This window comes from Pseudomonas bharatica (genome assembly GCF_048586865.1).
Classification (GTDB): Bacteria; Pseudomonadota; Gammaproteobacteria; order Pseudomonadales; family Pseudomonadaceae; genus Aquipseudomonas; species Aquipseudomonas bharatica.
The window spans coordinates 1-1,492 of the sequence record NZ_JBMAWR010000056.1 but is presented as its reverse complement, the minus strand read 5'-3'; the positions used below and the strand labels follow the sequence as shown (position 1 = coordinate 1,492).

Here is a 1,492-nt window from a genome sequence, read left to right as displayed (position 1 = left end):
GCCGGCGGTTTCGAGCTTCTCGTAATTGCCGCCACTGACACCGGTGATGCTGTTTGTTAGCGGCGTGTTGGTGTTCAGGACGTTATTCGGCGCAATGAAATCGACCGAACCGCTCGAAGCGTTGACCGGAATGGTGATCGATTGGCCATTCGCCAAGGTTATGACCAACGGTGTACCGGTCACCGGCGAGGTAACCGAGGCGGTGTAGGTGACGACGCCACCTTCGACGGCGCTCGCAGTCGCGGTCAGAGTCACGGTCGAAGTGTCGATGCTGTCAGTGACAGCGGTCACCGCCGCAGTCGGATTGATTTCAAGGTGCTCGAAGTCTCCGCCGGTGGTGCCCGTGACGGTCACGCTAACGTTGCCGCCGTCCACGTAAACGGTGTTCTGAGGCGCTGGGAAGGTCACGCTGCCTTCCGACAGACCTTTGCCGATGGTGATCACTTCCCCGTTGCTGAGGGTGATCTTCATCTCGCTGCCCGCCGGGTTGGTCAGGCGGGCGGTATAGACGATGTCGCCGCCTTCCTGGACGGTGCCTGTGGCCGACAGGGTCAGGCCAGTGGTGTCCAGGCGAGCCGGATCGTCGGTCACGACGGTGGTCGGGGAACCGGCGGTTTCCAATTTCTCGTAGTTGCCGCCAGTGACACCGGTGATGCTATTGGTCAGTGGTGTATTGGTGTTCAGCACGTTGTTCGGGGCGATGAAGTCGACCGAGCCGCTGGAGCTGTTGACCGGGATTGTGATCGACTGGCCGTTGGCCAGGCTGATGACCAGCGGGGTGCCGGTAACTGGTGCCGTGACGGAGGCGGTGTAGGTGACGACGCCACCTTCCACTGCGCTTGGAGTCGCGGTCAGGGTGACTGTACTGGTGTCGATCGAATCCGTAACGGCAGTGATGGCCGCCGTCGGGCTGACTTCTAGGTGCTCGAAGTCTCCGCCGGTGGTGCCGGTGATGGTCACGCTGACGTTGCCACCGTCCACATAAACGGTGTTCTGAGGTGCAGCGAAGGTGATAGACCCTTCACTTAAGCCCTTGCCGATGGTGATCACCTCACCATTGCTCAGCGTGATCTTCATCTCGCTGCCCGCCGGGTTGGTCAGGCGGGCGGTGTAGACGATGTCACCGCCTTCCTGGACGGTGCCGGTGGCGGACAAGGTCAGGCCGGTGGTGTCCAGGCGAGCCGGGTCGTCGGTTACGACGGTGGTTGGCGTGCCGGCGGTTTCCAGCTTCTCGTAGTTGCCACCGGTGACGCCGGTGATGCTGTTGGTCAGCGGCGTATTGGTGTTCAGGACGTTATTCGGGGCGATGAAGTCCACCGAACCGCTGGAAGCGTTGACCGGAATGGTGATCGATTGGCCATTCGCCAAGGAGATGACCAGAGGCGTACCAGTGACTGGCGCGGTGACCGAGGCGGTATAGGTCACCACACCGCCTTCAACAGCGCTGGCGGTGGCGGTCAGGGTAACGGTGCTGGTGTCGATCGAGTCGGTA

1 protein-coding gene is annotated in these 1,492 nt (G+C 61.7%); it reads right to left on the bottom strand.

The features are described from left to right. A partial coding sequence (locus ACKLLE_RS27100; RefSeq protein ID WP_420059603.1) for an immunoglobulin-like domain-containing protein occupies positions 1 to 1,492 on the bottom strand: 1,492 nt, incomplete at both ends.